10 protein-coding genes and 1 pseudogene are annotated in these 11620 nt (G+C 40.6%); 7 read left to right on the top strand and 4 right to left on the bottom strand.

The features are described 5' to 3' along the window. A partial coding sequence (locus DP116_RS29460) for an Alr1449 family protein (protein ID WP_500676657.1) occupies positions 1-204 on the bottom strand: 204 nt, incomplete at its 3' end. A 263-nt stretch (positions 205-467) separates the two neighbouring features. Here DP116_RS29460 and DP116_RS18375 point away from each other — a divergent pair. The 3 genes from DP116_RS18375 (at position 468) to DP116_RS18365 (ending at position 3135) form a co-directional block, all read left to right on the top strand. Beyond that, on the top strand, positions 468-1061 hold the full coding sequence (locus DP116_RS18375) for a Uma2 family endonuclease (RefSeq protein ID WP_169156545.1): 594 nt from the start codon (positions 468-470) through the stop codon (positions 1059-1061). A gap of 287 nt (positions 1062-1348) precedes the next feature. After that, positions 1349-2437 (top strand): DUF262 domain-containing protein, encoded by a 1089-nt coding sequence (locus DP116_RS18370; protein ID WP_211173365.1) that lies wholly within the window; start codon positions 1349-1351, stop codon positions 2435-2437. Positions 2438-2439: 2 nt separating this feature from the next. After that, the gene (locus tag DP116_RS18365; protein WP_169156544.1) at positions 2440-3135 is read left to right on the top strand and encodes an MAE_28990/MAE_18760 family HEPN-like nuclease; all 696 of its coding nucleotides are present in this window, start codon (positions 2440-2442) and stop codon (positions 3133-3135) included. Here DP116_RS18365 and DP116_RS18360 read toward each other — a convergent pair. Together DP116_RS18360 and DP116_RS18355 are read right to left on the bottom strand one after the other, a co-directional pair. Further along, positions 3132-4172 carry a DNA cytosine methyltransferase gene (locus tag DP116_RS18360; protein WP_169156543.1) on the bottom strand — a complete coding sequence of 347 codons (1041 nt, stop codon included), beginning with the start codon at positions 4170-4172 and terminating at the stop codon, positions 3132-3134. The two genes, DP116_RS18365 and DP116_RS18360, sit on opposite strands and share 4 nt — an antisense overlap. Positions 4173-4382: 210 nt before the next feature. Further along, on the bottom strand, positions 4383-5801 hold the full coding sequence (locus DP116_RS18355; protein WP_211173364.1) for a site-specific integrase: 1419 nt from the start codon (positions 5799-5801) through the stop codon (positions 4383-4385). A 109-nt stretch (positions 5802-5910) separates the two neighbouring features. Between DP116_RS18355 and DP116_RS29455 the strand changes: the two are divergent. From DP116_RS29455 to DP116_RS18335, 4 genes and pseudogenes are all read left to right on the top strand, one after another. Further along, positions 5911-6069, top strand: a pseudogene (locus DP116_RS29455) (nitrogenase molybdenum-iron protein alpha chain); the annotation flags it as partial. Between the two features lie 172 nt (positions 6070-6241). Next, the gene (gene nifK / locus DP116_RS18345) at positions 6242-7546 is read left to right on the top strand and encodes a nitrogenase molybdenum-iron protein subunit beta (RefSeq protein WP_169156542.1); all 1305 of its coding nucleotides are present in this window, start codon (positions 6242-6244) and stop codon (positions 7544-7546) included. 326 nt (positions 7547-7872) lie between these two features. Next, positions 7873-8562, top strand: a complete 690-nt coding sequence (locus DP116_RS18340; RefSeq protein WP_246275688.1) for a class I SAM-dependent methyltransferase — start codon at positions 7873-7875, stop codon at positions 8560-8562. Positions 8563-9076: 514 nt separating this feature from the next. Further along, positions 9077-9916: a class I SAM-dependent methyltransferase gene (locus DP116_RS18335; protein ID WP_211173363.1), complete on the top strand. Its 840-nt coding sequence runs from the start codon at positions 9077-9079 to the stop codon at positions 9914-9916. A gap of 269 nt (positions 9917-10185) precedes the next feature. On the opposite strand, the gene chrA is transcribed toward DP116_RS18335, so the two are convergent. Continuing rightward, positions 10186-11412, bottom strand: coding sequence for a chromate efflux transporter (gene chrA / locus DP116_RS18330; RefSeq protein WP_169156539.1), 1227 nt, complete (start codon positions 11410-11412; stop codon positions 10186-10188). Positions 11413-11620 lie beyond the last annotated feature (208 nt).

The following is an 11620-nucleotide window of genomic DNA, read 5'->3' as shown; positions in this document are numbered from 1 at the left end:
ATCATCGTTGGGGGATTTTCTATCGAGGAACTTGAACGATTTTTCTTGTGGCTCAAAAACCCAATTTTGGGGAACATTGAAGCGAACAGCCCCCCTATCTGCTACAAAAATTTTGTAGCCTGGTGGAGATTCCCAATGATGATCGGGTTTTAGTTCAAGCGTTTCTTTAATCCACTGAAGATTGCTTTTTTTACGCTTTGCCATAGTGTTTTTGCAAATTTGCTGACGATTGCAATCATCGAAGGTGACGCTCCTATGGAGCTGCCCAAAGGGCGATGCTCCCAGAAAGAGCCGAACCCTTGCACGATCTGCTGAAAGCAGCAGCGCTTCGCTATCGCCTATTTTGTTAATGGTATCAAATCCCTGGTAGGGTTCGTTCTATTTGTTCGCGTGTGCTAACTCATTGATCCATCTCGTAGAATAACAAATAAAAGCAGTGCAACTTACCCCTCTTCAGGAAACCTTAAATGGTACAAATCCCTGCTAAACTCGTAACTTTAGAAGAATTCTTAAAGCTGCCGGAGACGGAACCTACCAGTGAATATATTGATGGGCGTATTATCCAAAAACCAATGCCACAAGGAGAACATAGCGTCATTCAAACTGAGTTAGCACCTGCCATCAACTTGGTCGTAAAATCCAAACAGATAGCGCGAGCTTTCTGTGAACTTCGCTGTACCTACCCTGCGGGAAGCCGCTCTTCGAGCGTCTATGGTGGACGCTCAATTGTACCTGACATTTCAGTGTTTTTATGGGGAAGAATTCCACGCAAGGAAAATGGTGGGGTTGCTAACATCTTCTCAATTGCCCCGGATTGGACAATCGAAATCCTATCTCCTGATCAAAGTCAAACTAAAGTTACCAAAAATATTCTGCATTGTCTCAAGCATGGAACTCAGATGGGATGGCTCATTGATCCAGAAGAACAATCTGTGTTTGTTTACCCACCAGATCAAAGCCCCACTTTTTACGATGAACCAGGAACACGTTTGCCCATGCCAGAATTTGCTAAAGATTTCAACCTTACTGTAGAAGGTTTGTTTGGTTGGTTGCTTGAGTAAGTTATGCTTTGAGCGACCTAAAATCTAAAGGACAATTATAGCGATCACCTAGTTTGAGTTGTGGGCGATCGCTCTTCCCATAGAACTTAAAGCAGATTGGACACTCTTTTTTAACTTTATGCAACATCACAACATTACTTCTCCTTATTCAACTACAAAACTCAAACTGCTGAACTCCTTGCCCTAGGTCAATTTATCAGTAAACCGTTAAAATCGTAGATATACTGATCGAGGTTTCATCATCCTGTACATGTAATATACGCATTCTGCCAGAACTGGAGATCAAAATGCCGAAAGCCCCAAACATACCACCAGATCCACAGATTACTGATGAGCAAAGAGAAGCAGCAGAAGAAGAAATCCGTGAAAAACAAAAAATAGTTGACTACGATACAAAAGAGTATCCAGTAGAAGTCCTTGTTCAGAAATATAGAGAGGACTTAGAGGAAGACATTAGTGAGTTATATATACCCGATTACCAAAGAGAACTTATTTGGGAAGATTCTCGCCAATCGAAGTTTGTCGAATCTATTTTTTTGGGATTACCTATTCCATATATTTTCGTTGCTGATCTACGACCGGAAAAAGATGATTTAGGTCGATTGGAGATTGTAGATGGAACTCAACGTATTCGTGCTTTAGATAGGTTCCTTAATAATGAATTAAAATTATGCGAACTAAAGAAACTAACAAGGCTTAATGGTTTTCGATTTAGTGATTTACCGCTTGCTCGACAGAGACGCTTTAATCGCGCTACTATTCGCATGATTGTGCTTACTGAAAAAGCTGATGAAGAAGTACGTAGAGATTTGTTTGAGCGTATAAACACAGGCAGTATTGCACTTAATGATATGGAGAAGCGGAGAGGAATATCTCCTGGTCCATTTGTTGATTTATTGGAAGAACTTGCAAAAGAACCAAAGTTTGTAAAACTATGCCCTTTATCAGAAGCATCGCGTCGCAGCCGAGAACCCGAAGAATTTGTACTACGCTTCTTTGCGTACTTAGATAATTACAAAAATTTTGAAAGACAAGTTAATGTATTTTTAAATGAATATCTAGAAGCACATAATAATTCCAAAATTGATAAGGATGCTTTTCGCAATACATTTCATACAATGTTGGATTTTGTTGAAAAATATTTCCCTAACGGATTTACTAAAGCAAAAGGTCATGTTAGAACACCTAGAATTCGCTTTGAAGCTATCTCTGTAGGTGTCGCGCTTGCACTTCGAGAGAAAAGCGATTTGGAACCAAGCTCAATAGATTGGCTCGATTCACCAGAGTTCAAGGAGTACACAACCTCTGATGCAAGCAACTCTAGACCCAAAGTCATTCGGCGTATTGAGTATGTGCGTGATCAACTTCTAAATTAGGTATGCAAACAGTTCTGTTAGATTTTAATGCTCGTGTCCAAGAAATTAATGAATATTTTTTATTCCTAGAAGGACTAATTAATGAGACAATTAAGTTGGCTGTATCAGAGGATGGTGGTGGGCAAAAGATTAGAGCTATTGATCCTGAGTTGGCTAAGACCCTAAAAGCCAACGGTTTTCTACTCCTCTATAATCTTATAGAATCAAGTATGAGGAATGCCATTGAAGCTATTTTTGATGAGTTAAAAGGTAAGAAAGTTTCGTTTAATTCTGTTAGAATTGAAATTAGAAAAGTTGTACTTCAAAACTTCAAAAACCGTTCTCCTGAGGATATTCATACTAGGATAACAGACATTTCCCTTGATATTATTACTGCTGGATTCAAAAGTAGAGAATTATTCTCAGGAAACATTGATCGAGATGAAATTACAAAAACAGCTAGAAAATACGGTTTTTCCTGTGATACCGATTACTCTAAAACAAAGCATGGTGAGAACTTGTATATTATTATGCGGAACCGTAACGATCTAGCTCATGGGAACAAATCATTCTCTGAAGTTGGTAAAGATATAAGCATCGGAGACCTTCTAAAAGTTAAGGAAGAGGTAATAGAATATATTCGACAGATATTGAAAAATATTGAAAAGTATTTGAATGCGAAAGAATATTTGGATTCTTCTCTTGTAGGCACTCCTTAAATAACTTCATGGATATGTTGCAGAATGCTTTGAGCAATAACTTGACCTAGTTTGACAGGAACAGCGTTTCCAATTAATCTTCCTACACGCTCAAACACAACAGGTTCATTAGGGGCTACAAATTCATAGTCTGCTGGAAAAGTTTGTAATAATGCTGCTTCTCTAAGAGATATGGCCCGATCTTGTTCAGGATGTCCAAAGCGTCCATTACCGAAACCAAAGCACTGTGTGGTGATGGTTGGGCTAGGTCGATCCCATTCCATCCGACCGTACACTCCTGGATAAGTTTTACCACTGATTTTGGTATGACATTTAGCTATTAAGTCTTTAGACCAATCACGCCAAGTTCCACCAGGTTTGGAAGCACGGATACGCTGAAGATTTAGAGGAGATAATTTACTGCATTGATGAAGTCTATCAGTTTTAGATGCTTGACCCGCAAAAAGAGGTTCCAGATGTCCGATCGTTTTACGTACTGTTCCGTATTTTTCTGTATTATGCGTGGGTTTAATCAAGGCAATTTTACCAAACTTCGAGGCGAGAAGAACTAAACGTTTTCGAGTTTGAGGAATTCCATAATCTGAACAATTAACTTCGTAAGTTTCAAATGAATAGCTTAAATCCTCTAATTGCTGGATAAATTCATAAAAAACTGAGTGGTACTTTAGCTGAAGTACGTTTTCCATCGAAACAATTTCAGGCTCACACTCCTGTACAAGACGAGCGAAATCTTGCAGAAGCTTCCATCTTGATTCTTTATCCGTGTAACGTCTTGAGTAGCTTGAAAAAGGTTGACAAGGAGCACAACCTGCCAAGACCTTAACACTACTGCCAGAAAAGTGCTTTGCTAAATCAGAACCGTTAATACGCTCCACATCTTCTAGTATGAATTCTGCTTTGGTGTTGTGTTCATATGGAAATTGACACGCTGGATCAATATCGTATCCAGCTCTAACTGGAAGACCTCCTTGCTCAAACCCATAAGTCAGTCCTCCAGCACCACAAAACAGATCAACTGTAGAGATGCTGCCAGCCATTTATTCCCTCTTATTATTACTATATTTATTAGTATATGCGAATTAAACAGCTAGTCTAGCGTATTTGCGTACGGATTACAAGAGGGCGAGTTAGCAGATTTACTTCTAAGTACAGCCCTATACATGAACTTAAGGTTCATGAGAAAAACGAAAAGAATGGAACTATGGCAACATATTTTTTACTGAAAGTCCTTAATTAACGAACACAATTCAACTACGCTTATAAACCAACTCCATCTTCAACTTTTCAATCTCCAGCTTCAACTTTTCATTCTCCATCCTCAATTTTGTATTCTCCTCCTTAATTAACTCAATTTCATTCCTCTTACTCAAAGCCTGATTAATCGCTAACTTCCGCATATCAAGCGAAAACCAACGCTGATAAGTTTGGGTGTGAACTTGCACACTATGTCCCAAATTATCCGCCGCTGCTTTGATTGGAATTCCTAGAATATGCGCCCGAATTGCCCAAGCGTGACGTAAATCATACGGCTTAAAATCCAATCCGATTTTCCGGAACCACCAACTCACTCGTTGTGTTAATGCTGTTATCTCTGCATGATTAGTATTATCTTTTTTACTAATTGCTGTTGCCAGCATCTCTAAATATTTAGGATTTCTTAAATCAAAGTCTTCAATCCATTGTTTATGTAATGGTAATGCTTGTCTTTCTCCAGTTTTGCAATCTTTATGAACTTTCCATGTCATGTCTGCGTTCTCTTCGCTTAACCACCAATCGATATCAGGATTGATAAAAAGCTCTCGTGGTCGTAAACCAAAAACTGCTAACATTCCATAAGTCCAGCGCCAAAGCTGCCAACTATCTTTAACATCTTGGTTAACTTGATTACCTCTGTTGTTTAGGTAATCTGCAAACTTGATAATCCCTGCGGATATTTCCACATCGGTTGGTATGTTCCGGGAATTATTCTCCGGCATTTTGGAATATCGAGATAAATCAATTTCGATTTTGAATGTTATGCAAAATGCAGATATAGCTCTTGTCGCGTTATATTTAGCCCATTCTTTATCGATTTTTTCAATTGAATTTATCAGATTTTCTGGACTAGCCAAATCTTTGGGGTTGGTGAATCGCTTTGTTCGAGAAAAGTAATAAAAAAAAGTATGTTCGCTTTTTGTGGTGCGTTTATGATTTTTGAAATACTCATTTTCAAATTGTTCAAGTAACTCTCCTATCGTTTGAAAGTCTTTTTTAATTGCTTCATTACCTAAATATTTATCATTCCATTCAAAGGTTTTCCGAGCAATTAACTTTCCTAATTCATAAGATTCTTCCTCCGCCGTTTTTAATCCATCCAAATTAGCAGGAATATTCAAGCTAATATTGTATTGTTTTCTTCCAGTGCCATTTGTGTCTTTATCTCCCGGTTTAATTGGTAACGTAGCACGTAACTGCAAACTTCCATTTGATTCCCTAATTGTCACTTTTGTCTTTGCAGATTTCAAACGTTGATTAACTTTCTCTAATTCTTGTAGTACTTTTGTTCTCATATGCTCTCTTTGCTGTTGGGCTTGCTGACTGGAGCCAAGGAAACTTCCATCTGTAGATGAAACTGGCTCCAAGTCTTCAAAGGCTTGCTGATACTTGTCTTTACTCTGTTTTTCCATTGCGGTTTTTTTAGCCTAAAATTAGCCTAAAAATAAATGTGTTACTAACGAACAATGTCTAATTATTACATTGCTTGGTATAAACATTAGGCATTTAAAGCTCTTGAACCACAAAAAGGATTACTCCGGTCCTTATCACGGTTATGATGGCTTCGCTATCTTCGCTCGCGACATGGATTTAGCACTCAACAGCCCCACCTGGGGATTAATCGGCGCTCCTTGGAGTCAGAAAGCTAAAGCTAAGGCTGAAGCTAAGGCTGTCGCCTAAGAAATACCTCGTTACCAGGCTGAGCCTGGTAACGCATTCGGGGAGGTTCTGCCTCCAGCAAACAAGATTGGTGAGGCGGAGCCTCAAGCTAAGCATTCCCAGGCTGAGCCTGGGAACGAGACAACGAGAAAACCACAATTAACCAACCACTAGCTCGCTTGGAGATAGAGAAATGCCTCAGAATCCGGAGAAAATTCAAGACCACGTAGAACTGTTTCATCAGCCAGAGTACCAACAGTTATTTCAAAACAAGAAAGAGTTTGAAAACGGACACGACCCTGAAGAAGTAAAAAGGGTTGCAGAATGGACGAAGAGTTGGGAGTATCGTGAAAAGAACTTCGCCCGTGAAGCATTGACCGTTAACCCTGCTAAAGGTTGCCAACCATTGGGCGCAATCTTTGCTGCTGTTGGTTTTGAAGGCACTCTACCTTTTGTTCAAGGTTCCCAAGGTTGCGTTGCTTACTTCCGCACCCACTTAACCCGTCACTACAAAGAACCATTTTCCGGCGTATCTTCTTCCATGACAGAAGACGCAGCGGTATTTGGTGGACTGCAAAACATGATTGACGGCTTGGCAAACTCCTACCAACTCTACAAGCCCAAGATGATTGCTGTCTGCACCACCTGTATGGCAGAGGTCATTGGTGATGACTTGCAGGCTTTCATAGGCAACGCTAAGAATGCAGGTTCAGTTCCTCAAGATTTTCCAGTACCTTTTGCTCACACTCCTAGCTTTGTTGGTTCTCACATCACAGGCTACGACAACATGATGAAGGGTATTCTTTCTAACCTAACTGCAGGTAAAAAGAAAGAAACCAGCAATGGCAAAATCAACTTCATCCCTGGTTTTGACACCTATGTTGGTAACAACCGGGAAATCAAGCGGATGTGTAATCTGATGGGTATCGATTACACGATACTGGCAGATAACAGCGACTATCTGGATTCACCCAACACAGGTGAGTTTGATATGTACCCAGGCGGTACTCCGCTGGAAGAAGCAGCAGATTCAATTAATGCTAAAGCTACAGTTGCTCTACAAGCACACTCTACTCCCAAGACTCGCGATTACATCGCCAAAGAATGGAAGCAAGAGGTTACCGTTTCTCGTCCTTGGGGTATTAAGGGTACTGATGAGTTCTTGATGAAACTCAGTGAACTGACTGGTAAACCCATTCCCGAAGAACTGGAAATTGAACGCGGTCGGGCAGTCGATGCGATGACTGACTCCCATGCATGGGTTCACGGCAAGCGCTTCGCTATCTACGGCGATCCAGATCTCGTGTACAGTGTGGTGGGCTTCATGCTGGAAATGGGTGCTGAACCAGTCCATATCCTTGTCCACAACTCCAACGAAGAGTTTGCGAAAGAACTCCAAGAGTTGCTGGATTCTAGCCCTAATGGCAAAAGCGCAACCCTCTGGGCTGGTAAAGACATGTGGCATATGCGTTCTCTAATGTGTTTGCTATCAGGTTAATTAAAGATAGAACTATTCGTGACAAATTATTGACGCTCTCACAACACAACAAACTGTCCCTGGGATCACCGAACGCAAGTGCCTGCGCAAAGCCTTCAGGTGGGCGCTTTGCGCCATCGCCTCAACATTCAGGAAACTATTGCTTGTTAGAGCAAGCTATGCAATTATTGAGATTATATTACGGTAAACTTATCAGTTTACATATAAAATGAATAATTCACAAGTTAAAGCTTCAAGAGCAACGTGAAAAAGTGAGGTAAGCTGCAATCAGCGTCAAAGAAAAGTAACTTTAAGGACTTTGATTCAAGCGGATGAGGAAGCTGGCAATGATAGATAAAATCATTCAAGAACAAATAGCCTACTATCGTGCTAGAGCAAACGAATATGATGAATGGTTCTATCGCCTTCGTCGTTATGATCGCGGTGAGGAAATAAATCAGCGCTGGTTCAACGAAGTTGATGTTGTCAAGCAGGCTTTACAAAAAGTTGGACAAAACGATAAAATCTTAGAGTTAGCCAGTGGAACGGGAATCTGGACGCAGGAACTTTTAAATGTTGGTAAGAAAATTACTGCAATTGACGCTTCTGAAGAAGTCATTGAAATTAATCGCAGCAAGTTAAATTCACCAAAGGTGGAATATCGCCAAATTGATTTATTTGCCTGGGAACCCGATACTGAATATGATTTAGTATTTTTCTCCTTCTGGTTATCTCATGTTCCACCAAAATTACTTAAATCATTTTTAACAAAAGTCTATAAATCTGTTCGTGTTGGTGGACAAGTATTTATTGTTGACTCGCGCTTTGAACCTACATCCACAGCTAATAACCATATCCTGAATGATGACGGCAGTATATATCAAAGCCGTAAGTTAAATGATGGTCAAGAATATCAGATTGTCAAAATTTTTTATCAGCCAGATGAACTGCAAAACAAGCTGACGGAAGTTGGTTTTAAAGCTGATGTAAAGGTTACAGAAAACTATTTGATCTATGCAAATGGGAGGAAGTTTTAGAATAAAATTAAAGAACAAATATTGTAGCTTAGTTCCTGAATTCTGAGTCTGTTTCTCTCACACTATTTATAAATATAGGACTCTGGTTTGATTTTTGAAAACATACTGAGACTGCAAAGCCCGTTTTATAGGATTCCTATTTGATTTTTGACGAAGCTAGGTACACCTTTATTGCTTCTTCCCTGTTCAGAGTTCCCTGTTCAGAGTTCCCTCCCCCCTACTTTGTTAGTTCACCCTTCGGGTTCGCCAGATGCCTACGGAGGGTTTCCCTCCTGCAGCACTGGTCTCACCAAATCAAACCGGATTCCTATATAAGGATTTTCTTTAAAATTATGTTCAAGAATCAGATAGGATTCCTATAAGCCAATTCGCTAGTTATGAAAGACAATAAGGTTAGTCTTTAGAGTACAATCTCTTTACCATAGACAATATCCTCTGATCTAACAACAATAGGAGTAAATCAGTGAAAACGACTAGTCCTGATCATAGTAAGATTAGCCCAACTGCCAAGTTGGTGGCTTATTTCCGGCAATTTTCAGATATTCCCTTTAGCAGGGATGTTGCTACACTGATACATGCAGAAGATGTTTTAAAAAATTTCTCACAAGGAACGAACCTCACACCAGAATTTTTGAAATGGGCAGCTCTTGCTGCTGAGATACGTTATAAAAGTATTGTCAGCGCGATCAAGAAAGAGGGCATTACGCAGGTTTTGGAGTTAGCCAGTGGGCTATCATTTCGTGGGCTAGCTATGACTGAAGACCCAGAGTATATTTATGTGGAGACAGATCTTCCTGAGCTAATGCAAGAAAAGCAACAAATCCTGTCAAGAATTATATCTAATCACGGCCTAAAAGAGCGCAAGAATTTATTCTTTGATGCCGTAAACATTCTTTCGTTTCCTGAAATTGAATCAGCCATCCGTCACTTTAAGCCAAATCATCCAGTAGCCGTCATCCACGAAGGACTTTATCATTACCTTTCAATGGAAGAAAAGGAGAGGGCAGCACGCAACATCCATTCCGTTCTTTCCCGCTTCGGTGGCGCGTGGATCACTCCTGATTTTCTAACAAACGCTGAGCATGAAGGACGTTTACAGACTCACTCAGAATTGCAGAATATCGCGCAAGGAGTCCAAGGCACAACGCAGCGTGATGTGCACAAAACAGGCTTTGATAATCAACAACAGATTGTAGACTTTTTTTCACACCTAGGTTTTAGGAGCCGCATCTCTCCACAAATAGACGGAAGTTATCAGCTAACTGCAATGCAAAATTTAGACATATCTGAAGACGAGTTCAAAAACTATAAATCCCTAAATTTTAAGATTTGGATATTAACAGTGGAAGAGTGAGGGATCGACCAACTTGGTAGCCAAACTCAGCCCAATATTTGAGGCTAATCTCAACATTATTCGACCCAATGCAATTCTCAAAAATCCCACTAATCATCTAATCTGAACTTCCCCCTTTGACACAAGTCATATGCAATGCATAGCAAGGGTTTTAAAGATTTTCGTTTCCGGTTTACTGGGTACAAATCAGGGAAATATCCTTTAGAGTGAGTGTGTGAGACCGAAAGCGAGCCGATATTTTATTTTGCGATCGCCCAAAAGGCAGCTTTCTACTGCAAGATCGCACCGTTCAAAAATCGTGCGACAAATCCTACGAATCCACCCCCAAGGACTAACCAAGCTGAGTTGATTTTGAAGCGAAAAACAGCAATTAAACTCAGGAGTGTCAATACCACAGTCAACCAATCTACAATTGCAGCGCGTCCCAAGGTATAGGTAACTACTGCCATCAGTCCCAAAGAAGCTGCATTTACTCCATCTAAAAAACTACTCACCCAAGAAGATTGACGTAGCTTAGGAACCCAAGGGTTAACAATCCATACCAAAACAAAGGCAGGCAAAAAGATACCAATTGTTCCGGCGATCGCTCCTGCATGACCTGCCAGTAAGTAGCCAATAAAAGTAGCTGTGGTAAATACTGGACCTGGTGTCAACTGACCAATAGCGATCGCATCTAAAAGCTGTTGAGAAGTCAGCCAATGGTTCTGTTCTACGAGTTCTTTTTGTAAGAAAGCTAACAATACATAGCCACTACCGTACAACACCGAGCCGATTTTTAAAAACAACAGAAACACCCGGAGCCAACTCACAGGAGTCGCGACAGCTGCACCTCCTGTCTGTCCCATAACTAGAGAAATCGGTAGTAGCCAAGCTGCTGATGTTCTATTTTTCCTCTGCCACAGATTTTTTAAGAACATTACCCCTAGCCCAGCCAGCAGTAGCAACAGCAGTTCATCCACCTTGAGGAAAAAGGCGACAATTACGGCTATTGCAGCAAGAGTTGTTGGAATATCCTTAATAGCTTTTTTACCCAACAGCCACACTGCTTGTACGACAATGGCAATAATTACGGGTTTAATACCATAGAGTAACCATTCAACTTGAGGAATGGTTTGGTAGCGAGCATAAATGGCTGCCAGAGTCCAAACAATAATCATGGCAGGTAAAATGAAGCATGAACCAGCAACGAGCAGTCCAAGCCATCCAGCTCTTTCATACCCAATATGAATTGCCAACTCGGTAGAATTGGGACCAGGTATCAGGTTGGTTATACCTAGCAAATCTAAAAGCTTCTCGCGGCTCAACCATTGGCGACGAGTCACCACCTCTGAATCCATCATTGCGATGTGAGCTGCTGGACCTCCAAAGGCGATCGCGCCCAATTTTAAAAAAACAAGTGCTAGTTCTTGGAGTCGTTGTTTTTGTTGTTGTGGGTCTAATTCAGCATAAGGGATTGACTGTGCAGCCAGCTGAGTATCTTCAGCATTTTGAGACATTGGTTCCAACCTTCTTTCTGATGAAATGGATCGTTCATATCTCCCTCGTTGCTAAATATAGCTAGATTCGACTGCAAATCATACTCCAGGAGTTTGTCCACCATCAACAAGAATCTCTGCACCAGTGATTGAAGACGCAAGATCGGAAACTAAAATTGACACTCCCCTGCCTAAAGGCGAGGGGATTCTACATTCATCGTCAGAACTT

The sequence above is a fragment of the Brasilonema bromeliae SPC951 genome (assembly GCF_012912135.1).
Classification (GTDB): domain Bacteria; phylum Cyanobacteriota; class Cyanobacteriia; order Cyanobacteriales; family Nostocaceae; genus Brasilonema; species Brasilonema bromeliae.
Note: the sequence above shows the minus strand (reverse complement) of the source record. Positions and strands in the feature narration are given on the sequence as shown.